This is a genomic window from Mycobacterium sp. SMC-19 (genome assembly GCF_045310815.1).
GTDB lineage: Bacteria > Actinomycetota > Actinomycetes > Mycobacteriales > Mycobacteriaceae > Mycobacterium.
The window spans coordinates 288131-309792 of the sequence record NZ_JBJIAM010000003.1; the positions used below are offsets into that span (position 1 = coordinate 288131).

A 21662-nucleotide genomic window follows, 5' to 3' on the forward strand; every position below is an offset into this window, starting at 1 on the left:
CGATGGCTTAACCGACGTCGTGACGGACCGGGGGATTGGTGAACCAGACGTTCTCCTCGCGCAGGTTTGCGCTGCGCCAGCCATTTTCGGCGCGGACCAGCTCGTGGTGGTAATAGCCACCGCAGTAGCTCAAGCCCGTCATGCCGGGCAGCTGCATCGGGTTGTAGAACATCGCCCGCACGAGCGCTGCATCGCCGGTGTATTCCAACACCTCGATGTTGGTGATGTAGTGCATCGACATCGGGATTGCCTGGAAACCGGTCGCCAGCCAATCGGCGACTTCGTCACGCGTGCCGCGGATCGCGCCCGCTGACGTGTAGTCGATGACGGCGTTCTCGGTGAATACCGATCGATACAGCGCCCAGTCCTTGGAGTCGACGGCGCGGGCGTAGCGATAGAGCAGGGCGGAGATCTCCAGCCGAGCATCAGCCGAGACGGGGCCTGTCATCTTGCCGACTCTAGGTCGACTGGCCATTTAAATCAGTCGCTTGACTGAACTCGGGGAAACGGGTTGAGTCGAACGACGAGCGCGGTCGCGGCGGAAGGGTGCAGATGGGCAACGAATTGGCCGGCAAGGTGGCAATCGTCACCGGAGGTGCATCGGGTATCGGCCGCGGGATCGCCGAGCGATTCCTCGCCGAGGGGGCACGCGTCGTCATCGCCGATCTGGATCGCGAACGCGGCGAAGCGCTCGCGGGACAACTCGGTGCGGATGCGACGTTCCGGGTCGCCGACGTCTCCGAACCGGCCCAAGTGGGCGCGCTGGTCGAAACGGCCGTCGAGACGTTCGGGGGACTGGACGTCATGGTCAACAACGCCGGGGTCTCGGGCACCATGCACAACAGGTTTCTCGACGACGACCTGGCGGACTTCCACCGCATCATGGCGGTCAACGTGCTCGGCGTGATGGCCGGTACCCGCGACGCGGCCCGGCAGATGTCCAAGGCCGGCGGCGGGTCGATCCTCAATCTGACCTCGATCGGCGGCATCCAGGCCGGCGGCGGGGTGATGACCTATCGCGCCTCGAAAGCCGCGGTCATCCAATTCACCAAGTCCGCGGCGATTGAGCTGGCCCATTACGACATCCGGGTCAATGCCATTGCGCCCGGCAACGTTCCGACGCCATTCGTGGCGTCGTCGGCAGCGACGAACCTGGATCCAGATGACCTGGCGCGGTACGAAGCGGCGATTCGCGAGACGATGCGGGCCGACCGGCCCCTGAAGCGGGAGGGCACCGCGGCCGACGTCGCCGAAGCCGCGCTCTACCTCGCCGGCGAGCGCTCCCGGTACGTGACCGGCGTGGTGCTGCCGGTGGACGGCGGGACTGTCGCGGGCAAAGCGATCCGGCGGCGCAGCAAGCCGGCGGACGGCGCAGGCAATTAAATCAATCGCTTGACTTAAAACGTGAACCACGATTGACTGACGTCGTGACTACCGCTGATCGAGCCGTGCGGGCTGAGCGGGCCAACAGCACGCGGGAGGCGATCCTGACCGCGGCCGAACAGCTGTTCGCCGAACATGGGGTTTTCGCGGTCTCCAACCGGCAGGTCAGTGAAGCTGCCGGCCAGGGCAACAACGCCGCCGTCGGGTACCACTTCGGCACGAAGACCGACCTGGTCCGCGAGATCGAGCGCCGCCACCGGGTGCCGGTCGAGCGGCTGCGCGAAGAGATGGTGTCGGCTGCGGTGGATTCCACCGAACTGCGCCACTGGGTGTCGTGCCTGGTCCGTCCGCTCACCGATCACCTTGCCGCGTTGGGCAATCCGACCTGGTACGCGCGATTTGCCGCACAGGTGATGGCCGATCCGGCCTACCACAACATCGTCGTCAAGGACGCGCTGAGTTCGCCGTCTCTGGTGCAGGTCGTCGATGGCATCAACGCCTGCCTGCCGGATCTTCCGGTCCGGGTCCACCAGGCCCGCAATGTGATGGCCCGAAACCTGTTGATGCACAGCTGCGCCGAACACGAACGAGCGCTGGCGTCCGGAGCGTCGACATCCGCCAGCTGGACCGAAGCCGGCTCCGACCTGATCGACGCAATCGTGGGGCTGTGGCTCGCTCCGGTCACCGGAGTTCCAGGAGGTTAGCAATGAAAGTCGCTGCCGACCAAGACATCTGCGCGTCATCGGGGCAATGCGTGGGATTTGCGCCGCGCGTGTTCGACCAGCGTGATGAGGACGGCGTCGTCGTCCTGCTCGATCAGTCCCCGCCGCAAGAGTTGGCCGACGCCGTGCGCCAGGCGGCCCGCGTCTGTCCGTCCGGAGCCATCAAGATCGTCGAGGAGTGAGCGTGACCGAAGCGTCCACCATTGCCAGTACCGCAACACCGGAGTACCCGATGAGCCGGGACGGCCGGTGCCCCTTTGCGCCGCCGCCGGAGACCATGGCGCTGGCCGCGCAGCGGCCGCTGAGCCGGGTACGGATCTGGGACGGCAGCACACCGTGGCTGATCACCGGCTACGAGGCGGTGCGCACCCTGTTCTCCGATCCCCGCGTCAGCGTCGACGATCACCAGCCCGGCTTCCCGCACTGGAACGAGGGCATGCGCGCCAGTGTCGATCACCGCCCCAAGTCGGTGTTCACCTCCGACGGCGCCGAGCACATCCGGTATCGCCGAATCCTGTCGCCCGCACTGACCATGAAGCGCGTCGAGGCGATGAAGCCAGTGGCGCAACGGATCACCGACGAATACATCGACGCGATCTTGGCCGGTCCGCAACCGGCCGACCTGATCGAGGGATTCGCGCTGCCGATTCCCTCCCTGGTGATCAGTGAACTGCTGGGCGTGCCGTACGAGGACCATGAGTTCTTCCAGCAGCACGCCACCATGGGGGTGGATCGATACGCCACCTCCGACGACCTTGCCGCGGGTGCCACCGAGCTGTCCAAGTACCTGGTGCGGCTGCTGGAGGCCAAGATGGCCGACCCGGCCGAGGACATGGTCTCCGACCTGGGGAAGCGCGTGTCGAACGGTGATCTGTCGGTACGGGAGGCCACCCAGCTGGGCACGGGGATGCTCATCGCCGGACACGAGACCACTGCGAACATGATCGGTTTGGGTATCGCGGCGCTGTTGCGCGAGCCGGACAGGATCGCCGAGAAGACCGCGGTGTTCCGCGACGGCGACGACGCCGCGATCGCCAACGCCGTCGAGGAACTGCTGCGCTACCTGTCGATCATCCAGAACGGCCAGCGCCGGGTCGCCCTCGATGACATCGAGATCGCCGGCGAGACCATTCGCGCCGGCGAGGGCATCATCATCGACTTGGCGCCGGCCAATTGGGACGCCTCGGTCTTCCCCGACCCGGACGCGCTGGACCTGGCGCGCCCGGCCCGCCAGCACATGGCGTTTGGGTTCGGCCCGCACCAGTGCGTCGGTCAGCAGCTGGCCCGCGCCGAGATGGTGATCGCCTTCCGCACCCTGTTCCAGCGCATCCCCACCCTGAAGCTGGCGGTGGACATCGACGAGATTCCGTTCAAGAACGACCGGCTCGCCTACGGCGTCTACGAGCTCCCCGTCACCTGGTAACCGCCCGATTGGAAGTGGATTGACATGTCCAGCACATCAACTGAAGCCGCCGCGTTCTATCCCGCCGGCGGCTACGGGGCGCCCAAGGACCGGCACGGCCAGGCCGAGGCGGGCTTCGGCAACGTCGGGCTGCCTGCGGGAACCGAGGTGTTCTCCGCCGACAATCACATCTCGATCGCCGACGACATCTTCTACCAGCGGTTTCCCGAGGACCTCAAGGACAAGGCGCCCCGGATCTGGTACGAGGACGGCGCGTACATGGTCGGCCGCAAGGGACAGTCATTCCTGCCGGGCGACTTCTCGGCGGTCCTGATGCAATACGACGATCTGGCCGGTGCGGCCAGCAGCAATATCGAGGCCCGGATCCAGGAGCTGGCCACCGACGGCGTCGACAAGGAACTGGCGTTTCCGAACGCTGTACTCGCTTTGTTTCATTTCCCCGACAAGGAGCTTCGGGAGCGGGTGTTCCGCATCTACAACGAGTACATGGCGGAGCTGCAGGAGCGGTCGAACGGTCACTTCTACGGGGTGGGTCTGATCAACTGGTGGGACCCCGCAGGTACCCGGCGCACGCTGGACGAATTGAAATCCTTGGGACTCAAGACATTCCTACTGCCGCTGAACCCCGGCAAGGACGACGACGGCAACATCATCGACTTCGGCGCCCGGGTGATGGATCCGGTGTGGGACGAGATCGAGCAGGCCGGGCTGCCGATCACCCACCACATCGGTGAAACCCCGCCGAAGACGCCCTGCGAAGTCAACAGCGTGGTAGTGGGCATGATGGTCAACGTCGACTCATTCCGCGAGCAGTTCGCCAAGTACATCTTCTCCGGCATCCTGGACCGTCACCCGGCACTGCGGATCGGTTGGTTCGAAGGCGGGATCGCGTGGGTTCCGACCGCTTTGCAGGACGCCGAACACCTACTCGCCTCCTACCAACACATGTTCACCCACCAGCTGCAGTACGACATCCGGCATTATTGGGACACCCACATGAACGCTTCGTTCATGGTCGACCCCCTTGGCCTGCGGCTGATCGACCAGATCGGGGTGGACAAGGTCATGTGGTCCTCGGACTACCCGCACAACGAGAGCACCTTCGGCTACTCGGAGAAGTCGCTGGCCAGCGTTGTCGCAGCACTGGGACCGCAGGACGCGGCGAAAGTGGTGAGCGCCAACATCAAAGCATTCCTGGGTGTCTGATGGCGGCTGCTGCGGCAACGCTGTCGGCCGTGGCCGGCGGCGTAGAGATCGCAGAAGTCCCGGACCGAGCCCGGCTGCGCCGGGAAACGGGCACCCGGCTGCGAGCGGCGATGGCCGAGCGGGGTATCGATGCCCTGGTGCTGTTAGGCAATAGCGCCGTCACCTATGCCACCGGTACCAGCTGGCGGCTGGGTGACGCCGGCCTGTCCCACATCGATCGACCGGTCGCCGTGGTGCTTGCCGACGACCCGTGGACGCACCTGTTCGCCCCGTTGCGGAACGCCTGGGACACAGATCTGGCCGCCGATCACTTGCACGCACCGGCGTTCCTCGAATGCGACGAAGGTGTCGACCAATTCGCCCGAACCATCGCCGAATTGATCCCGGGCACCGCCGTGGTCGGGGTCGACGAATGCACCGGCGCCATGCGGCGTGCTCACCAGCGGCTGTTCGCGGCGCGCCGGCCGGTCGATGCGGCTCAGGTGGTCAACGCCGCCAAACTGACCAAGACCGCCGATGAACTGTCGTGCATCCGTACCGCATGCCGGATCACCGCACGGGCGATGGCCGCGGTGCACGCGACGCTGGATCCCGGTATCCGGCCACGCGACCTGTCGGCGCACTTCCTGCGGCGGGCTTTCGAATTCGGTGCCGACGCCATCATGCTCGAACCGATCTGGCAGGTGACGAATGACGGCAGAGCCCGCGGCGACCTGCCGCTGTTGGCCTCCGATCGGGAGCTGGCCGTGGGTGACGTGGTGTGGTCTGACACCTCGATCAGTTACGGCGGATACTGCTCGGCATTCGGACGCACCTGGTTCGTCGGAGCCGACCCGAACCCACACCAGCAGAAGCAGTTTCGACAATGGCATGCGGTGCTCTCCGCGGTGCTGGACGTGACGCGGGCCGGTGTCACCGCCGGAGACCTGGCCCGGGTGGCCAGTACCGCCAACGGTGGACGGCGGCCATGGTTGCCCCACGGCTACCTCGGCCACGGCCTTGGCGTGACTGCGGGCGAGGCGCCGATGATCGGCACCGACCTGGGTACCGAATTCGACGAGAACTTTGTGTTCGAGCCGGGCATGGTGTTGGTGCTGGAGCCGATGGTGTGGGGGAACGGCACCGGCGGATACCGCAGCAAGCACGTTGTGGTGATCACCGAGGACGGCTTCCTCTCGCTGACCGACGACCCTCAGGCGCCGTATGCGTACTGAGGTTGCGCCGGATGCGCTGGCGCTGGGTTGCGGGCGACGTGAGCGCGCGCTGGCTCAGATGGAAGCGCATGATCTCGATGTGCTGGTGTTGGGGCGCCAGGCCAATGTCCGCTACCTGACCGGCACTCCGCAACGCTGGATGGCGGGCACCCGTTCGTTTGCCCCCAACGGCGTACTGGTGCGTGCGAGCGGCGCGGTTCATCTGCTGAGCTCGTCGGATCAAGGTGTACCCGAGGACATTCCGCACGATCACCTGAACGAGGCTTCGTGGAATCCGACGAACATCATTGCCGCGCTAGCGCATCTCGACGGGGCGCTGACCGCGCGACGGGTCGGAACCGATGCGATGTCACCGCTGTTCGCCCAACTGCTTCCGCTGGCGTTCCCGCAAGCCGACCTCGTTGACGGGGAGCCCGCCATGCGGGCCGCGCGGTCCATCAAGACCGCCGAGGAGATCGCCGCGCTGCGGACCGCGGTGGCGGCCGCCCAGTCGGCGTTGGCAGCGGCGGCGGGAGCGTTGGAAGACGGTGTCAGCGAACAGACGTTGGCCGGGGTGCTGATGGAGGCGATGACCGCGGGAGGGGACAGCGCCCCGGCCAACCAAGACGCCGCCTGGGTGACCTCGCGGGAACATCCGTGGCGGCGTGCGAGCGGCGACGGCCGGGTCCGGACCGGTGACCTGGTAGCGATCTCGGCAGCTGTGCTCGCCGGCGGCTACCTCGCCGAGGTCGGACGCACCTTTCCGGTCGGCGGTCGGGCCGACGCCAACACCGCTGCTCTCTACCGGCGCTGGGATGGTCTGTGGGAGAGGCTGTCCGGTGCCTGCAGTCCCGGCGCATCGTGCAGCGCGCTGCTGAGTGCCTACGCCGACGCCGGGGAGCCGCTGCCGCCGGTTCCGGTGGCGCATGGTCTGGGGCTGGGATTCGACCCGCCGGTAGTGTCGGCTCATCTGCCGCGGACCGCGGCGTCCGGCAGGTTGGAGCCGGGCATGGTGCTGGCCGTCACCGGTTATGTGTTCGAACCCGGGGTGGGTGCGGTATTCGGGCGTGAGGCCGTATTGATCACCGAGGACGGCCACGAAGTGTTGACCACCAGTCCGAGTTGAAGGAGCAGTTCGCGAATGTCAGACACGCCAGGGTCTTCCCAGCGGCCGTCCGCGGAAGAGATCATCCGCTACCACAAGGATCCGGCCACCAAGATCGCCACCATCACCTTCGACCGCCCCGAATACCTCAATGCTCCGACGTCATCGGCGCGGCTGCGCTACGCGGACCTGCTGCGTGGGGCCAGTGTGGACAACGACGTCAAAGTGGTGGTGATCCGCGGTGTCGGGGACAACCTGGGTAGCGGTGCGGATCTTCCCGAGTTCATGGAGGGCGTAGACGAGCCGGAAAAGCGTTTGGCCGAGCTGCGTTTGGAAGGTATGGACGTCAACTATCCGCCCAAAGGCACCTTTCGCAACGGCGCCACCATCAGCGCCTGGTACGCCAACGTGCAAGCCGGCAACCGGCCGCTGCAGGAGCTCAAGAAGATCAGCATCGTGGAAGCAAAGGGCTACTGCTATGGCTGGCACTTCTATCAGGCCGCCGACGCCGATCTGGTGATCTCCAGCGACGACGCACTGTTCGGCCACCCGTCGTTCCGTTACTACGGCTGGGGACCGCGGATGTGGACCTGGGTGCAGATGATGGGGCTGCGAAAGTTCTCCGAAATGGTGTTCACCGGACGGCCTTTCACCGCCGCCGACATGGAGAAGTGCAACTTCCTCAACAAGGTGGTCACGCGCGAGGAGCTCGAAGCCGAGGTCGACAAGTACGCGCTGGCCTGCGCGCGCAACCGCCCGGTGGACACCGTGTTCATGCAGAAGATGTTCTTCGAGGTATACAAGCAGCATCAGGGCGAGTACATGGGCAGTCTGCTGTCGGCGTTCTTCGAGTCGATGGGTTCCGGCGTGGCACCCGACGCTGATGACCTGATGCTCGACGACACCATCGAATCCGGTCTGTCCGGAGCGGTCAAGGACAACGACTCGAGGTTTCCTCCCGACTTCCGGCTGAGCAAGTCAAGCCGCAACAAGGAATCCTGACGCCGTGGAACCACTGCACGGCTACACCGTCGTCGACCTGTCCGACGGTATCGCCGGCGCCTATGCCACCAAGATGCTCGCCGACGGGGGAGCGACGGTGGTTGATGTCGAACCCCCGCACGGTGGTTCATTGCGCGGATGGTCGGCCTCGGGGGCCGAGGTCGACGTCGACGCCGGCGGTGTCCTGTTCAGCTTCCTGGGCTGTTCCAAACACAGTGTCGTCGCCGACCCGGGCAGCACCGAAGACATCGAGTTGGTGCACCGGCTGCTGGCATCCGCCGATGCGGTGGTGTGGTCGCCCGATGGAGCTGTCGGTCGCCACCCGTCGCTGGCGCCCGCCGAGATCCACCGGCGTCACCCGCACCTGGTGGTCACCACGATCACGCCGTTCGGACTGCATGGGGCGTGGCGGGATCGCCCGGCCACCGAGTTCACCTTGCAGGCCTGGTCGGGGGGAGCTGTCGGCCTGGGACGGGGTTCGCAGGACCGCGCTCCGGTACACATCGGCGGGCAGGTCGGCGACTGGCTCGCTGGGGCCTACGCGGCCGCGATGACGTTGGCGTCGCGGGTCCGCGCGCTGCGCGACGGGTGCGGGGAACTGATCGACCTGTCCGCGCTGGAAGCCCAGATCCTCGGCCTCACTTACTATCCCGTCACCTACTTTCAGGTCCTCGATCGCCCTTGGCGGTCCGAACGCCGACCGACGGTGCCCGGTGTGGCCGAGGCCGCCGACGGTCTGGTCGCGCTGGGCTGCGGCACCGCGCAGCAGTGGTTCGACCTGTGTGCGATGTCGGGTCACGACGAGTGGATCGACGAGAACTCGCCGCTGTCGATCACCGAGCAGGCGAACCTGCACGCAGCGGAGCTGTACGAGTGGGTACGCAGTCACAAGATCGACGATGTCCGCGACCTGGCGTCGGCGTTCCGGATACCCAACTCGCCGGTCGGCAACGGGGAGAACGTACCGACATTTGACCATTTCCGGCATCGCCAGGTGTTCACCCGCAATCCACGGGACGGGTTCCTCCAGCCGGTTCCGCCCTATCGGCTCAGCGGTGTGGCGCTGCAGGCACCGACCTCGGCGCCGCGACTGGGTGAACACACCGACCACTACCGGCAGATGCCGCCGTCGCGACGTGACGCCCCGGCTTCGGGATCGGCCGGGGAACGGCTGCCGCTGAGTGGCATACGCGTGCTGGACATGACCACCTTCTGGGCCGGACCGTCGTGCACGCACCTGCTGGCCATGCTCGGCGCCGAGGTGATCCATCTCGAGTCGACCCGGCATCCCGACGGCACCCGGCTGATCGCCGGGATACCGGTCAGCGAGGAGTCGTGGTGGGAGAAGTCCCCGATCTTCTCGGCGCTCAACACCAACAAGAAGGGTCTGACGCTGGACTTCCAGACACAGGCCGGCCGCGAGGTGCTGCACCGCCTGATCGCCACCTGCGATGTCGTCGTCGAGAACTTCACCCCCCGTGTCATCGAGAATCTGGGTCTGGACTTCGAATTCGTGCAGTCGCTGCGCAGCGACGTGATCATGCTGCGGATGCCCGGATTCGGCCTGAACGGCCCGTGGCGGGACAACCCGGCGTTCGCCTACGTCATCGAGGACGCCGCCGGGCTGAGCTGGCTGACCGGCTACCCCGATCGCAACCCTTATGAGCCGTATTCCATCGGGGACCCGAATGCGGGCGTGCATGCGCTGACGGGTCTGCTGCTGGCACTGGAGCATCGCCGCCGCACCGGGCAGGGCGTGCTGGTGGAGGCGGCCATGATCGACGCCGCACTCAATATCGCCGCCGAGCAGGTGATCGAATACTCCGCCAACGGTGCGCTGCTGCAACGTGACGGAAACCGCGGGCCCGCAGCCGCCCCGCAGAACTTCTATCAGACCGCCGGCATCGACGAATTCGGCCGGGACGACTGCTGGGTTGCGATCGCGGTCGCCACCGATGAGCAGTGGGGCAGCCTGCGTGTCGCACTGGGCGACCCGTCCTGGGCCGCCGATCCGGCCCTGGCGGACGCGGCCGGACGGCGCGCACGCCACGACCTCATCGACCAGGAGCTGTCCGGCTGGTGCGCGACCCGCAGCGCCGACGACGTCGTCGAAACACTGTGGAACGCTGACGTTCCGGTCGCCAAGGTCATGCAACCGCATCGCCAGACCGAGTTGGCGCAGTTGGCCGAGCGGGGCTTCTTCGAGCAGGTCGATCACCCGGTCAACGGCCCCGCGCCACACAGCACACTGCCCGCCCGGATGTCGCAGCGCCCGCACCGTACTCATACCCGCCACGCACCGCTGCTGGGCCAGCACAATCATGAGCTGCTCAGCGAGCTGGGCCTTTCCGAGACCGAGATCGCTGCCTTGGCTGCCGACGGGGTTATCGGCAGCTCACCCGGCTAGCCGGGCCGCTACCGCCCGGCGGGTTTGATCGAGTGCACCAGTTCGATCGCGGCGCCCAGCGTGGCGATCCGATCTTCGAGACGCTCCCCGGCCGGGTAGACCCGCACGGTGTCCACGCCGGTGTCGCACCAGACCTGCAGGCGGTCCCGGACCATCGCGGGGGTGCCGATCAAGGTGGTGGCCAGCACCATCTCGTCGGTGATCAGCGCGGCGGCGCCCTCCCGGTCGCCGGCCTGCCAGCGTTGCTTCACCGCGGCGGAGACATCCGACCAGCCCTGGCGACTGTAGGCCTGGTTGTAGAAATTGGTGCTGGTCGAACCCATTCCGCCCAGGCTGAAGGCCAGTTCGGCCTTGCGGCTGTCGATCAGTTCCTTCAGATGCCTCTCGTCGCTGGCGAACGACACTTCCGCGCCCTGGCAGATGTCCAGGTCCGCCCGGGTGCGCCCGGAGCGGGCCAGGCCGTTGTCGAGGTGGGTGAAGTAGGCCGCGTCGGCACCCTCGGGGACGAAGCTGGTGCCCAGCCAGCCGTCGGCGACCTCGCCGGTCAGCGCCAGCATCGCCGGGGTCAGGCTGGCCAGATACAGCGGAATCCGGTGTTCGGCGCGCATGGACAGCCGCATAGGCTTGGTGGCGGAATCGGGGCGGGGTATCTGGAAGTGCTTGCCGCTATAGGCGATTCGATCTCCGGAGATCGCCTGCCGGATGATCTCGATGGTCTCGCGCATCCGGCCGAGCGGCCGGTCGAAGGACTGACCGTGTAGCCCCTCGATGACCTGCGGGCCCGAGGCGCCCAGGCCGAGCAGGAACCGTCCTCCGGAGAGGTTGGACAGCGTGATGGCGGCTTGGGCGATGGCGATCGGAGTGCGGGTGGACAGCTGGATGATTCCGGATCCCAGCAGCATGCGATCGGTGCACGCGGCGTAATAGCCCAATGCGGAGACCGCGTCCGCGCCCCAGGCCTCGGCGACCCAGCAGATGTCCAGACCCATCTTCTCGGCCTCGCGGACCAGCAGCTTCTGGTGTTCCCAACTGCCGACACTGGCCGCTTCCAGCGTGATCGCCGCGCGCATCAGTTCTCGGCGCGCCGTTTGAGGTGATCGAGGGTGGCCGCCATGCCCGCCTCGAATTCGCGCATCCGCACGAACACGATCTTCTGTTCCTTGTCCGGCATCGCGGAGATGGCCAGCGAAAGGCCCGACGGCGCGGGCCCCAGCTGCATCCATTCGGTCAAGCGGGTGCCGGTTCCCTCCGGCTTCAGGCTCAACCGCCACGAGGAAGTGGGATGGTCGGGATCGCTTACCGCCCAACCGAACACCGTCAGCGGTTCGAACTCGACCACTTCGGAGACCGTGGACCATTCCCCGAGGGCGGGATGCCGGTTGTAGCCGGTAAACCGAGCACCCAACCGGGGCCCGTCACCGTCGGCCCATTCGACGCGCTGGAGTTCCTGACTGCTCTCGGCGACCGCGTGGATATCAATGGCCAGTTCCCAGACGCGTTCCGGCGGGGCATCGATCCAAGTGGAAACCTGCACCGTCGGCGCGTCGGCGTACACCGCTCCGGTCCACTCCATACGGAGATTCTCTCACTTGCTGCCGGGGCGACCGGCCGGTTCGGCTGTCCCAGCATGTCCGGCTCGTTGACTCTGCGCTCAGGGCGGTGGCTTCTCGCACTTTCCCGCCCTGGACGCAGAGTCAACGGGGTGACGCGGCTACTTCAGGCAGCTTCCCGCGTCGACCGGCAGCGTGACGCCGGTGATGTAGCGGGCCTCATCGGAGGCCAGGAACAGCACGGCGTTGCTGATATCGATCGCGTCCACCCACGGCACCGGCAGGGTGTGGAACATCTGGCAGATCGGTGCCATGTCATCGGGGCCCGGGTTCTCCAGGTCCGGGCGGAACATCTTCCAGGTGCCCTCGTTCATGATCATGCCGGTGCTGACGTGAGTGGGGTGCACGGTGTTGACGCGAATGTTCTGGTGTCCCAACTCGACGGCGAACGAGCGCATGATGCCCACCACGCCGTGCTTGGCGGCGACGTAGTTGCCGCAGTGCGGGTAGGCCTTCAGTCCGCCGACCGAGCTGGTCAGGATGATCGACCCGCCCTTGCCGCTGGAAATAAGATGTGGGACACCCGCTTTGACCGTCTTCCACACGCCCGACAGGTTGATGTCGATCATCTCCTGCCAGTCGTGTTCGCTGCACTGGTCCAGGGTGTCGCCACCGTTGCCGATGCCGGCATTGGCAACGATGATGTCCAGACCGCCCAGCTCCTCCACGCCGGCGTCCACCGCGGCCTTGAGCCCGTCGAAGTCGCGTACATCGACCTCGGCCGTGAAGATCCGGCGCCCCCGTGCCTTGACCAGGTCGACGGTCTCGGCCAGTTCCTCCGGGGTGGCCGGCGGGATGGGCGAGTTCTGCACGATCGGCTTACAGACGTCGATAGCGATGATGTCGGCGCCCTCCTCGGCCAGCCGCACCGCGTGGCTGCGGCCCTGACCGTGGGCCGCGCCGGTGACGAATGCGACCTTGCCCTCAACACGTCCAGCCATGGAAACCCTCAATTCGTAACTAGTAGAAGTGGATTCATCCGACCGAAGCGGGCATGGACTCCCACCCGCGGACAGTCGAAGTTGGTGACAGCGCTGCCTTGCTGAGGTCGACCTCCCAGTCGGGGAAGCGTTTGAGGATCTCCTCCAGCGCGATGCGCCCTTCCAGGCGGGCCAGTGCGGCACCCAGGCAGTAGTGCGCGCCCACGCTGAAGGTCAGATGCTGGCGGGCTTCGCGGTGGATGTCGAAAACGTCACCGTCGGGAGCGAATCGGCGGTGGTCGCGGTTGGCCGCGCCGATCAGCATCATCATCACGCTGCCCTCGGGCACGGTCTGGCCGTAGTACTCCACATCCCGGGTGACGTAGCGCGCCACGTGCGGTGCCGGTGGCTCGTAGCGCAACAGCTCTTCGATCGCCTGCGGGACCAACGCCGGGTTTGCCACCAACGCGCGGCGCTGGTCGGCATGCTCGGCCAGCACCTTGCCGGTCCAGCCGATCAGCCGGGTGGTTGTCTCGTTTCCGGCCCCGGCCACCAGCATCACGTACATCAGCAGCTCGTCGCGGGTCAGCCGCCGCGTGGTGCCGGATTCGTCGGTGAATTCGACATTGAGCAGTTCGGTCATGATGTCGTCGGACGGGTGCTCGACGCGCCAGTCCAGATAGTCGGCGAAGATCGATCCGTCATCGAATCCCTCGGACGCAACCGTCATCGGCTTGCCCGCTTCGGTGCGCATGTTGTCATTCGAGCGGTCCCGGATGACCTCCTGATCTGCTTCGGGAATGCCCACCAGCATGCCGATCACCCGCATGGGCATCTGCGCGCCCAGGTCGGCCACGAAATCGAGGCGTCCGGTACCGATCAGCGGATCCAGGCAACGGGCGCAGTACTCGCGGATCTTGGATTCGAGTTCGGAGATCTTGCGCGGGGTGAACATTCGGGCCAGCAGCTTGCGGTGAATGTCGTGGATGGGCGGATCCTCGAACAGAATCAGCCCCGGCGGGATCGGGGTGTTGGCCTTGATCAGTTCCAGAATCGCGCCGCGCGCCGAGCTGAACGTCTGGTGATCGACCAGGGCCTTGTTGACGTCGTCGAAGCGGCTCAGCGCGTAGAAATCGTGCTCGGCGTTGTAGTACAACGGTGCCTCTTCGCGAAGCCGGCGAAACATCGGGTACGGATCGCTGTTGAGGTCAACGTCATACGGGTCATAGCGCGCTTCGTCGGTGGTGGTCACCGTCATGTTGTTCGTCCCTTCGGCGGAGCTGCGGTCTACAGGCCGGCGGTGACTGGAGCCGCCACCGGGGTGAATTCCAGGTGCAGTTCGGTCAATCCGCGCAGGATGAAAGTCGGCTCGAAGGTGAACCGGCGCTCGCCGGCCGGGCCGTGTTGGGATTCGTCGAGCCGGATATCGGTCATGCGATCCAGGATTCGTTCCAATGAGATGCGGCTCTCGGCGCGTGCCAGCGGTGAGCCCGGGCAGGTGTGGCTGCCGCGGGCAAAAGCCAGGTGCTCGCGCACATTGGGACGGTCGATCCGCAGTTCGTGCGGGTTGTCGAACTTGCGAGGATCGCGGTTGACCGCGCCGGGGAACATCACCACGACGGTGCCGGCCTTCAGCTCCACCCCGCCCAGCGTGGTGGTCTTGCGCACCAATCGGGGGTCGGTCTTCACCGGGCTTTCCAGCCGCAGGGTCTCCTCGAGGAAGTTCGGGATCTTGCTGCGGTCGCTGCGCAGCGCCTCGACCAGGGCCGGGTCCTCGGCCATGAATCGCAATGCGGCACTGAGCAGTTTGGTGGTGGTCTCCTGACCGGCGCCGAACAGGAACGTGGCGCTCTTGACCACGTCGGCGATCTCGGGAATCGAGCCGTCCTCGTAGGTGGCGGTGGCCAGGTCGGTCAGCACGTCGCCGCGAGGGCTTTCCCGCCGGTCGGACAGGTAGCGGCTGAACTTGTCATCCAGCCAGGCCAGCGGATCGTGGGCGAGCTCCTCATGGTCCAGCGCGCCGATGCGGGCACCGGGCTGTGGTGCGCCGAGCACCTCCTGGAACACCGGCCGGTCCTCTTCGGGCACACCGAGCAGGTCGGCGACCACCAGCATGGCGAACGGGCGGGCATAGGAGGTGAGGAATTCGCAGCTGCCGCTGTCGATGAAGTAGTCGAGCTGGCGATCGGCCAGCTGCCACATGAAGTCCTGGTTCTCCTTGAGCCGCTTGGGCGTGAGCAGTCGGCTCAGTATCGATCGGGCCTTGGTGTGCATCGGCGGGTCCATCGTCACCATGTGCTCGGTCATCGGCATCAGGTGGCGGTTGGCCTCGATCTGAGCGCTGATGTCGTCGCCCTCGGGGGTGAACGGCAGCGGCGGGAACGGTCCGCCGACCGCGACCAGGTTGGAGTAGGTGTCGGAGTCGCGGTAGATCTCGTTGGCCTCTTCGTGGCCGGTTACCGCGACCACGTCGTACACGCCCAGCGGCGTGACCGGGTTCTGAGCCCGCAGATAGTCGAAGTATGGGTGGGGATCGGGTACCAGGGACTGATCGGTGAAGAAGTCGATCGTCGCGAAGTCAGTCAACATGGACCTCTCTGCAGAACGGGCTGACAGCTGCTGTGCACCTGCTTAGCATGGGCGGGGTTGGGGGGTCAAGGGTTGCGACGCCACTACGATGGCCGCCGGACATGTAAAGGTGACGACAACGATGCGGAGCGAACTGTATGTCCGAATCGGCTAAGGGACAGCGCAGAATTGGGGCACCGGACGCGAAGAACCGGACCCTGTTGCTCGACGCTGCCGAAGAGCTTCTGCTGACCGCCGGCGCCGGCGCGGTGAGTTCGCGCCGTGTCGCCGAGCGGGCGGGCCTCAAGCATCAGCTCGTGCACTATTACTTCCGCACCATGGACGACCTGTTCCTGGCGATGTTCCGGCGGCGCGGCGATCAGGGATTGGCCGAACAGGCGGCGGTGCTGGCGTCGCCGCAGCCGCTCTGGGCGCTGTGGCGATTCAACACCGACCCGGCGTGGACGGCGCTGACCATGCAATTCATCACCGTGGCCAACGAGCGCGAGGCCTTGCGGGCCGAGATCGCCAACTACGCCGAGCGGCTTCGCGCCGAACAGATCGCGGCGGTTTCCGGGCTGTTCGCCCGGTATGGCGTCGACGACGCGGAGTTCCCGCCGACGGTGTTGATGGTGCTCATGACCAGCGCCTCGCGGATGCTGATCATCGAGCAGGAGGCGCTGGGCATGACCCTCGGCCACGCCGAGACCGTGGAGTTCGTCGAGCGCTGGCTGCAACGGCTCGAGGGCGACCCGCCACCGCACGCGCCGCTCGCCGGCGTCGCGCTGGCCTCGGGGCCCGCCCCGCATTAGCGCTGCTTCCTGCCTTGTTGGAGGCGATCCGCGGCCTCCCAATGCGCGTCGGCGACCCACAACCGGGCGAATGCCGCCACCGCCTCGTCTGCCGATGCGCCACCGAGCACGCGCTTGATCTCACCGGCCGAGGGATTGGCCAATGACCGGCCCAGGGCACGCCATTCGGCGTCGAAAGACTCCCGGGGGACCACCCGGTTGATCAGGCCGATGCGTTCGGCCGCCGGCGCGTCCAGCATGGTTCCGGTGCCGGCCAGCAGCAGCGCCTGACTGTGTCCGATCAGCTTGCCCAGCCGCTCGGCGCCGCCCCAGGCCGGCATGATCGCCAGGGACACCTGATTGAACGCGATCTTGATGTCCGCGGCCGCGATGCGGATGTCGGCGGCGACCGCGACTTCGGCGCCACCACCTAATGCGTGGCCGTTCAAGGCGGCGATCACCGGTGCCGGGAACGCGGCGATCCGATCGCACAGCGTGCGCATCCGCCAGGCCATCGCCGCCGCTTCGGCCTCGGTGCGCAGGGCGGCGAGCTGCTTGAGGTCGCCGCCGGAGACGAAGGCGCGGTCGCCTCCGCCGGTGATCACCAGCGCCTGCGCCCCAGCGACCTTGTCCAGCGCCCGGTCGAGTTGCTCCATGGTTTCGGGGGCGATGGCGTTGCGGGCCTGGGGCCGGTCGATGGTGATGATGGCCAGGCCGTCATCCAGTTGCACGTCCAGCTCGTCCGGACAGTCCTGGCCCATGGCTCTCCACTCAAGATATTGGCATTCTCAAAAACGGAGAATAGCATCACGGGCAAGATGCGAAAGATTCCTGCCGACCTGGTTCGGCACTATGAAGAGCAGGGATGGTGGACCCGCGAAACCCTCGGTGACCTGCTCGCCACCGGGCTGGCGGCGAGCGCCGAGACCGGGTTCGAGGTGCACTCGGCGGTACGGCCGTGGCGGGGCAGTTTTGCCGACGTGGAGCTCGTCGCCCGCCGGCTGGCGGCCGGGCTGCGGGCCCGCGGCGTCGGCCCGGGTGATGTGGTGGCCCTGCAGCTGCCCAACTGGATGGAGGCCGCCGCGGCGTTCTGGGCGGCGGCGTTCCTGGGTGCGGTCGTGGTGCCCGTCGTGCACTTCTACGGCCCACGGGAACTGGGCTTCATCCTGTCTGCCAGCCGGCCGCGGGTGTTCATCACCGCCGAACGATTCGGGCGGATGAGCTTTCGGCCCGAGCTGTGCGCCCACATCCCGATCATCGGGGTGGTGGGCGGGAACGATGCGAGCGTGGTGGGCGGGAACGACGCCAGCGTGGTGGGCGGGAACGACGCCAGCGTGGTGGGCGGGAACGTTGTCGACTTCGAAGACCTGCTCGCCGATGAACCGATGGCGGGCACGCTGCATACCGACCCCGGTGCACCGGCGTTGATCGCGTTCACCTCCGGGACCACCCGCGAACCCAAGGGCGTGATCCACAGTCACCAGACCCTGTGCTGCGAGACCCGCCAGCTGCTGGCCAACTACCCCAAGGATCGCGGTCGCCAGCTCACCGCCACCCCGGTCGGGCACTTCATCGGCATGGTCGGGGCGTTCCTCATCCCGGTACTGGAGGGAGCGCCGATCGACCTCGCCGACGTCTGGGACCCCGCCAAGGTGTTGGCGCTGATGGCCGAGCAGGGCGTGTCGATCGGTGGCGGGCCGCCGTACTTCGTCACCAGCCTGCTCGACCACCCGGACTTCACCGACGCGCACCTGCGCCATATCCGCCACGTCGGTCTGGGCGGGTCGACGGTGCCCGGGGCGGTCACCCGACGACTCGCCGACCTGGGCATCTTCGTCTTCCGTTCCTACGGCAGCACCGAGCATCCGTCGATCACCGGTTCACGCCCGAGCGCGCCCGAGGACAAGCGATTGTTCACCGACGGCAATGCGCGGCCCGGCGTGGAGGTGCGGTTGGCCGACGACGGCGAAATCCTGAGCCGCGGACCCGACCTATGTCTGGGCTACACCGATGACGCGCTGACCGCGGCGGCGTTCGACGCCGAGGGCTGGTACCACACCGGGGACATCGGGGTGCTCGACGCCGACGGGTATCTGACCATCACCGACCGCAAAGCCGATGTGATCATCCGCGGCGGCGAGAACATCAGCGCCGTGGAGGTCGAGGACGTCCTGTTGGCGATGCCGGCGGTGGCCGAGGCGGTCGTGGTCGCGGCGCCGGATGCCCGGCTGGGGGAGCGGGCGGTCGCGGTGCTGCGCCTCAAGCCGGGGTGCGTGCTGCCGGCCATGGCGCAAGTGCGGGAGCACTTCGAGCGGCTGGGCGTCGCGCGGCAGAAGTGGCCCGAGGAACTGCGTGAGGTCGAGGACTTCCCGCGCACCGCCAGCGGCAAGGTGCAGAAGTACCTGGTGCGCAACCAGCTCGCCGAGAGTGTTGCAACGACACCTATGTGAGAATAAGATTCTCATGAACCGAAAAGGAGCATTTCATGGGTCAACTGTCACATCGCGTGGACGTCCCGTTCCCCTTGTTTGATGCGGATAACCACCTTTACGAGCCGCCGGAAGCGCTGACCAAGTACTTGCCCAAGGAGTACAAGGACGTCGTCCAGTACGTGGAGATCAACGGGCGCACCAAGATCGCCATCCGCGGCCAGATCAGCAACTACATTCCGAACCCCACCTTCTCGGTGGTCGCCAAGCCGGGCGCCTGGGAGGAATACTTCAAGTACGGCAACCCCGACGGCAAGAGCAAGCGCGAACTGTTCGGCGAGCCGATGAAGTCCATCCCGGCGTTCTTCGAGCCCGCTCCGCGGCTGGAGCTGATGAACGAGCTGGGCATCGACCGCTCGCTGATGTTCCCGACCCTGGCCAGTCTCATCGAGGAGCGGCTGCGCGATGACCCGGTCACCATCCACGTCATCATCCACGCCTTGAACCAGTGGCTGGACGAGGTCTGGGGCTTCAACTACCAGAACCGCATCTTCACCACGCCGGTCATCACGCTCCCGATCGTCGAGAAGGCCATCGAGGAACTGGAGTGGGCGGTCAAGCGCGGTGCCCGCGCCATTCTGATCCGGCCGGCCCCGGTGCCCGGCTTCCGGGGCCCGCGTTCGTTCGCGCTGCCCGAGTTCGACCCGTTCTGGGAGAGGTGCGTCGAGCACGACGTCTTCATCGGGATGCACTCGTCGGACAGCGGCTACTCCCGCTACACCTCCGAGTGGGACGGTTCGGTGGAGGAGATGCTGCCGTTCCAGACCAACGCCATGGGCATTCTCAACGAGTGGCGCCCGATCCAGGATGCGGTGGCTTCGTGGGTGATTCACGGTGCCCTGTTCCGCCACCCCAAGCTGAAGGTCGGCATTGTGGAAGCCGGCTCCAAGTGGATGTTCCCGCTGCTGGACTCCATGACCGAGGTCTATCGGAAGGCGCCCGAGGCGTTCCTGGGCAACCCGATGGAGGAGATCAAGAACCGGATCTACGTCAGCCCGTTCTACGAGGAGGGCATCGACGACTTGATCAACCTGGTGGGCGTGGAGCAGGTGCTCTACGGTTCGGACTGGCCGCACCCGGAGGGCTTGGCCGAGCCGACGCACTACATCACCGCGCTGTCGCACCTGCCCATCGAGGACCAGGCCAAGATCATGGGCGGTAACCTCGGTCGGCTCGTCACCGTCTAGCGGTGCCCCGCTGGCAGACCATTCCCGAGATGGTCCTGAGCGCCGGCGATCGCTTCGGGGACGCCGAGGCGATCGCCGACGGTCCGGTACGGCTGAGCTTCGCCGCGCTGGCCGACCGGGTTCGTTGCGCTGCAGGAGCATTCGCCGCGGCGGGTGTCGCCAAGGGCGATCGGGTGGCGATCTGGGCACCGAACTCGGCGGATTGGATCATCGCCGCTTTCGGGCTGCTGACCGCCGGCGGCGTCTTGGTTCCGGTCAACACCCGGTTCAAACCGAGCGAGGCCGAGGACATCATCCGCCGTAGCGGCGCCAAGCTCGTCCTGGTGGAGAAGGGCTTTCTCGGAATGGATTTCAGTGCCCCGCCCGGTGTGCCGGTGGTCGACCTGAGATCGGATTTCCTGAGCAGTGGTTCGCCGCTGCAGCGCAGTGTCGGCGGGGGCGACGTCGCCGACATCATCTTCACCTCGGGCACGACGGGCCGGCCCAAAGGCGTGATGATGACCCATCAACAGAACCTGCGGCTCTATGCCGAGTGGTGCGATCTGGCCGACCTGCGCGAGGGCGACCGGTACCTGATGGTCAACCCCTACTTCCACACGTTCGGCTACAAGGCGGGCTGCATCGCCGCATGCATCCGCGGTGCCACCATGGTTCCGGTGCGGGTCTTCGAGGTCGACGCCGTCCTGGAACTCATTGAAGCCGAACGCATCACCATGCTTCCTGGCCCGCCGACGCTGTATCAGTCACTGCTGGATGCGCGCGGTACGCACGACCTGTCGTCGCTGCGTGCCGCGGTAACCGGCGCCGCGGACATCCCGGTGGACCTGATCCGGCGTATTCGCAACGAGTTGCCGTTCCGATCCATCATGACCGGTTACGGGCTCACCGAAGCCGGTACGGTGACGGCCTCGCGGCGCGGCGACTCGTTCGAGGACATCGCGACCACGGCGGGGCAGGCCTGCGAAGGCATCGAGGTGAGCATTGCCGCTGACGGCGAAGTCCTGGTGCGCGGCTACAACGTGATGGTCGGCTACCTCGACGACCCGGCGGCGACCGCCGAGGTCATCGATGCACAGGGCTGGTTGCACACCGGGGACGTCGGCACGCTGGATGCCGCCGGCCGATTGCGGATCGTCGGTCGCAAGAAGGACATGTTCATCGTTGGCGGCTTCAACGCCTACCCCGCCGAGATCGAGGGCTTCCTGCTGGAGCATCCGGGGATCTCGCAGGTTGCGGTGATCGGCGTGCCCGATGCGCGAATGGGTCAGGTCGGCAAGGCGTTTGTGGTGAAAAATGCCGGGGATGCGCCGCTCTCCGAGACCGACCTGATCGCTTGGAGCCGCGACCGAATGGCCGGTTTCAAGGTGCCGCGCTCGGTGTGTTTCGTCGACGCGCTGCCGTTGAATGCCACGGGCAAGGTGGACAAAGTGCAGCTGGAGGCAAAGGCCCTCGAGACCGGGGCCTGACGCGCTGTGTACGTCTGCTTGTGTGCCGGGGTGACCAGTCAGCAGGTCATCGACGCGGCCCGAGCCGGTGCCACGACCACCAAGCAGGTCGGTGAGCGCACCGGAGCCGGGACGGTGTGTGGACGCTGCCGAAACAACATCCGGGCCCTGATCTCGACCACCCTGCAGGAATCCAAAACGCTGACTTAAG

The 21662-nt window shown here is 66.4% G+C and carries 21 protein-coding genes; 14 read left to right on the forward strand and 7 right to left on the reverse strand.

Annotation, left to right across the window (positions count from 1 at the left end):
- Nucleotides 1-7 precede the first annotated feature (7 nt).
- A complete protein-coding gene (locus tag ACJH5R_RS08900) occupies nt 8-448 on the reverse strand; it encodes a nuclear transport factor 2 family protein (RefSeq protein WP_406757845.1) in 441 nt (146 codons plus the stop codon).
- Nucleotides 449-552: 104 nt separating this feature from the next.
- Between ACJH5R_RS08900 and ACJH5R_RS08905 the strand changes: the two genes are divergently transcribed.
- From ACJH5R_RS08905 to ACJH5R_RS08945, 9 genes are read left to right on the forward strand one after another with little or no spacing between them, the layout of a single operon-like run.
- Complete coding sequence (locus ACJH5R_RS08905; RefSeq protein ID WP_406757844.1) at nt 553-1383, forward strand: SDR family NAD(P)-dependent oxidoreductase; 831 nt, start codon at nt 553-555, stop codon at nt 1381-1383.
- A 44-nt stretch (nt 1384-1427) separates the two neighbouring features.
- The gene (locus ACJH5R_RS08910; RefSeq protein WP_406757843.1) at nt 1428-2087 is read left to right on the forward strand and encodes a TetR family transcriptional regulator; all 660 of its coding nucleotides are present in this window, start codon (nt 1428-1430) and stop codon (nt 2085-2087) included.
- Nucleotides 2088-2089: 2 nt separating this feature from the next.
- Entirely contained in the window at nt 2090-2287 is a 198-nt protein-coding gene (locus ACJH5R_RS08915; RefSeq protein WP_406757842.1) for a ferredoxin, read from the forward strand.
- A gap of 50 nt (nt 2288-2337) precedes the next feature.
- On the forward strand, nt 2338-3528 hold the full coding sequence (locus ACJH5R_RS08920) for a cytochrome P450 (RefSeq protein ID WP_406757928.1): 1191 nt from the start codon (nt 2338-2340) through the stop codon (nt 3526-3528).
- Between the two features lie 24 nt (nt 3529-3552).
- Entirely contained in the window at nt 3553-4734 is a 1182-nt protein-coding gene (locus ACJH5R_RS08925) for an amidohydrolase family protein (protein WP_406757841.1), read from the forward strand.
- The gene (locus ACJH5R_RS08930; RefSeq protein ID WP_406757840.1) at nt 4734-5948 is read left to right on the forward strand and encodes a M24 family metallopeptidase; all 1215 of its coding nucleotides are present in this window, start codon (nt 4734-4736) and stop codon (nt 5946-5948) included. Before ACJH5R_RS08925 ends, ACJH5R_RS08930 begins: the two co-directional genes overlap by 1 nt.
- On the forward strand, nt 5938-7053 hold the full coding sequence (locus tag ACJH5R_RS08935; RefSeq protein WP_406757839.1) for a M24 family metallopeptidase: 1116 nt from the start codon (nt 5938-5940) through the stop codon (nt 7051-7053). The genes ACJH5R_RS08930 and ACJH5R_RS08935 overlap by 11 nt, the downstream gene beginning before the upstream one ends.
- A gap of 15 nt (nt 7054-7068) precedes the next feature.
- A complete protein-coding gene (locus ACJH5R_RS08940) occupies nt 7069-8034 on the forward strand; it encodes an enoyl-CoA hydratase/isomerase family protein (protein WP_406781773.1) in 966 nt (321 codons plus the stop codon).
- Between the two features lie 4 nt (nt 8035-8038).
- A complete protein-coding gene (locus ACJH5R_RS08945) occupies nt 8039-10441 on the forward strand; it encodes a CoA transferase (protein WP_406757837.1) in 2403 nt (800 codons plus the stop codon).
- An 8-nt stretch (nt 10442-10449) separates the two neighbouring features.
- Here the strand turns inward: ACJH5R_RS08945 and ACJH5R_RS08950 are convergent, their stop codons facing one another.
- The 5 genes from ACJH5R_RS08950 to ACJH5R_RS08970 form a co-directional block, all read right to left on the reverse strand.
- Nucleotides 10450-11511 (reverse strand): LLM class flavin-dependent oxidoreductase, encoded by a 1062-nt coding sequence (locus ACJH5R_RS08950; RefSeq protein ID WP_406757836.1) that lies wholly within the window; start codon nt 11509-11511, stop codon nt 10450-10452.
- Nucleotides 11511-12014: an SRPBCC family protein gene (locus ACJH5R_RS08955; RefSeq protein ID WP_406757835.1), complete on the reverse strand. Its 504-nt coding sequence runs from the start codon at nt 12012-12014 to the stop codon at nt 11511-11513. Before ACJH5R_RS08955 ends, ACJH5R_RS08950 begins: the two co-directional genes overlap by 1 nt.
- A 138-nt stretch (nt 12015-12152) precedes the next feature.
- A complete protein-coding gene (locus ACJH5R_RS08960; RefSeq protein ID WP_406781774.1) occupies nt 12153-12992 on the reverse strand; it encodes a mycofactocin-coupled SDR family oxidoreductase in 840 nt (279 codons plus the stop codon).
- Between the two features lie 34 nt (nt 12993-13026).
- Nucleotides 13027-14229, reverse strand: coding sequence for a cytochrome P450 (locus tag ACJH5R_RS08965; RefSeq protein ID WP_406781775.1), 1203 nt, complete (start codon nt 14227-14229; stop codon nt 13027-13029).
- A 29-nt stretch (nt 14230-14258) separates the two neighbouring features.
- A complete protein-coding gene (locus ACJH5R_RS08970; protein WP_406757831.1) occupies nt 14259-15560 on the reverse strand; it encodes a cytochrome P450 in 1302 nt (433 codons plus the stop codon).
- A gap of 137 nt (nt 15561-15697) precedes the next feature.
- Here ACJH5R_RS08970 and ACJH5R_RS08975 point away from each other — a divergent pair, with 137 nt between their 5' ends.
- On the forward strand, nt 15698-16351 hold the full coding sequence (locus ACJH5R_RS08975) for a TetR family transcriptional regulator (protein WP_406757830.1): 654 nt from the start codon (nt 15698-15700) through the stop codon (nt 16349-16351).
- On the opposite strand, the gene ACJH5R_RS08980 is transcribed toward ACJH5R_RS08975, so the two are convergent.
- On the reverse strand, nt 16348-17091 hold the full coding sequence (locus tag ACJH5R_RS08980) for an enoyl-CoA hydratase/isomerase family protein (RefSeq protein ID WP_406781776.1): 744 nt from the start codon (nt 17089-17091) through the stop codon (nt 16348-16350). The two genes, ACJH5R_RS08975 and ACJH5R_RS08980, sit on opposite strands and share 4 nt — an antisense overlap.
- A 57-nt stretch (nt 17092-17148) precedes the next feature.
- Between ACJH5R_RS08980 and ACJH5R_RS08985 the strand changes: the two genes are divergently transcribed.
- From ACJH5R_RS08985 to ACJH5R_RS09000, 4 genes are read left to right on the forward strand one after another with little or no spacing between them, the layout of a single operon-like run.
- Entirely contained in the window at nt 17149-18780 is a 1632-nt protein-coding gene (locus tag ACJH5R_RS08985; protein WP_406781777.1) for an AMP-binding protein, read from the forward strand.
- A gap of 35 nt (nt 18781-18815) precedes the next feature.
- A complete protein-coding gene (locus ACJH5R_RS08990; RefSeq protein WP_406757827.1) occupies nt 18816-20006 on the forward strand; it encodes an amidohydrolase family protein in 1191 nt (396 codons plus the stop codon).
- Nucleotides 20007-20008: 2 nt separating this feature from the next.
- The gene (locus ACJH5R_RS08995) at nt 20009-21472 is read left to right on the forward strand and encodes a FadD3 family acyl-CoA ligase (protein WP_406781778.1); all 1464 of its coding nucleotides are present in this window, start codon (nt 20009-20011) and stop codon (nt 21470-21472) included.
- Nucleotides 21473-21478: 6 nt separating this feature from the next.
- Entirely contained in the window at nt 21479-21661 is a 183-nt protein-coding gene (locus tag ACJH5R_RS09000) for a bacterioferritin-associated ferredoxin (RefSeq protein WP_308484323.1), read from the forward strand.
- Nucleotide 21662 lies beyond the last annotated feature (1 nt).

Excerpts from the sequence above, each read along its gene's own strand:
- ACJH5R_RS08930 (WP_406757840.1), top strand. The coding sequence starts at position 4,734 with ATGGCGGCTGCTGCGGCAACGCTGTCGGCCGTGGCCGGCGGCGTAGAG.
- ACJH5R_RS08960 (WP_406781774.1), bottom strand. The coding sequence starts at position 12,992 with ATGGCTGGACGTGTTGAGGGCAAGGTCGCATTCGTCACCGGCGCGGCC.
- ACJH5R_RS08955 (WP_406757835.1), bottom strand. The coding sequence starts at position 12,014 with ATGGAGTGGACCGGAGCGGTGTACGCCGACGCGCCGACGGTGCAGGTT.
- ACJH5R_RS08965 (WP_406781775.1), bottom strand. The coding sequence starts at position 14,229 with ATGACGGTGACCACCACCGACGAAGCGCGCTATGACCCGTATGACGTT.
- ACJH5R_RS08980 (WP_406781776.1), bottom strand. The coding sequence starts at position 17,091 with ATGGGCCAGGACTGTCCGGACGAGCTGGACGTGCAACTGGATGACGGC.
- ACJH5R_RS08990 (WP_406757827.1), top strand. The coding sequence starts at position 18,816 with ATGGGTCAACTGTCACATCGCGTGGACGTCCCGTTCCCCTTGTTTGAT.
- ACJH5R_RS08920 (WP_406757928.1), top strand. The coding sequence starts at position 2,338 with ATGAGCCGGGACGGCCGGTGCCCCTTTGCGCCGCCGCCGGAGACCATG.
- ACJH5R_RS08925 (WP_406757841.1), top strand. The coding sequence starts at position 3,553 with ATGTCCAGCACATCAACTGAAGCCGCCGCGTTCTATCCCGCCGGCGGC.
- ACJH5R_RS08900 (WP_406757845.1), bottom strand. The coding sequence starts at position 448 with ATGACAGGCCCCGTCTCGGCTGATGCTCGGCTGGAGATCTCCGCCCTG.
- ACJH5R_RS08950 (WP_406757836.1), bottom strand. The coding sequence starts at position 11,511 with ATGCGCGCGGCGATCACGCTGGAAGCGGCCAGTGTCGGCAGTTGGGAA.
- ACJH5R_RS08915 (WP_406757842.1), top strand. The coding sequence starts at position 2,090 with ATGAAAGTCGCTGCCGACCAAGACATCTGCGCGTCATCGGGGCAATGC.
- ACJH5R_RS08935 (WP_406757839.1), top strand. The coding sequence starts at position 5,938 with ATGCGTACTGAGGTTGCGCCGGATGCGCTGGCGCTGGGTTGCGGGCGA.
- ACJH5R_RS08905 (WP_406757844.1), top strand. The coding sequence starts at position 553 with ATGGGCAACGAATTGGCCGGCAAGGTGGCAATCGTCACCGGAGGTGCA.
- ACJH5R_RS08970 (WP_406757831.1), bottom strand. The coding sequence starts at position 15,560 with ATGTTGACTGACTTCGCGACGATCGACTTCTTCACCGATCAGTCCCTG.
- ACJH5R_RS08985 (WP_406781777.1), top strand. The coding sequence starts at position 17,149 with ATGCGAAAGATTCCTGCCGACCTGGTTCGGCACTATGAAGAGCAGGGA.
- ACJH5R_RS08940 (WP_406781773.1), top strand. The coding sequence starts at position 7,069 with ATGTCAGACACGCCAGGGTCTTCCCAGCGGCCGTCCGCGGAAGAGATC.
- ACJH5R_RS08975 (WP_406757830.1), top strand. The coding sequence starts at position 15,698 with ATGTCCGAATCGGCTAAGGGACAGCGCAGAATTGGGGCACCGGACGCG.